General features: G+C 37.0%; 1 protein-coding gene. It reads right to left on the reverse strand.

Annotation, left to right across the window (positions count from 1 at the left end):
* Positions 1–161 precede the first annotated feature (161 nt).
* The coding region (locus ACKX14_RS15510; RefSeq protein ID WP_422449266.1) for an IS4 family transposase at positions 162–1,055 on the reverse strand (894 nt) is incomplete at its 5' end.

A 1,055-nucleotide genomic window follows, 5' to 3' on the forward strand; every position in this document is an offset into this window, starting at 1 on the left:
CACTAGCGTTGCATAAAATTTTTTAATAAAAGTCAAGTAAAAACTTTGTATACCTTAATATTACATAAATGATAATTTATGGAAGTATCATTTTTTCTCTTATGTTAAAAGGAGCAACCGGCTATGGGTAGTCCTTTTCCACATTTTACCACTGTATTTAGTTAAATTATTGGATCGTAACTTAGGTCATCCAAAAAGTCTGCTTCGCCTTGTACTACCTGCTTTAAGATTTCTTGAAAAATTGTTTCATGATCCACCTTCCGTCGTCGGCCTTTAGATTTTCTCGTTGGTCGGTAAAGCTTTCTAACAAAGCTTGTGAATGATTCTAAAAGGCAGGTATGTAGCAATCTCTTAATAGTTAGTAATGACCCTTTGTAACCGGTCTTTAATTTTAGAAGCAGCAATAAGCAATAGGTCATCAGCGCAATAAATAATTGGTTTTCCACCGCCCATGGGCTTAATCCGTAAAAATGCTTTATGCGTAGGTGCTGTTTTATCCACTTGAAAAATAATTCTATTTGCCATCTGTTGCGGTATATATCGGCTATTTCTTCTGCAGTTATTTTAAAGTCGTTTGTTACGATGATTATTGCTTCTCGTTGGGTATCCTGTACTTCAATCAATCTTAGGCGATGTTTCATCCGGTTAAGATTTTCTTTGCCCAAGTAAACGTATTGTTCACGCTTTATTATACCATTGGGGTCTACAGGTAGTTCTTCATCTACTTTTATTTGAGCATTGCCTTTCAAGCGGGTGACAAAACGAGTGCCGTTTTCACAGTAGTTATCGAACTTTTCGTAGTCTACATATCCTCTGTCAAATACATTCAGGGCATCTTTATCTTCAACTACCAGTGAATCCATCTGAGTTTTGTCAGAAGGTCTTGCGGGAGTGATTATGGCTTTATCAGGGGTTACTCCTTCTTCGAAGAAGTTAAGGCGCAGGTGAAGTTTAACTCCGGCTTTGGTTTTTCTAAATTCTGCCCATCTATATTGTGAAAGACAAAGACTGATAGTAGATGAATCAATGAGGTATATGCGACCGATGCTTTGTAT

The organism is Thermorhabdus hydrogeniformans (assembly GCF_049310025.1).
Taxonomy (GTDB): domain Bacteria; phylum Bacillota; class Thermosediminibacteria; order Thermosediminibacterales; family Tepidanaerobacteraceae; genus JBJYKD01.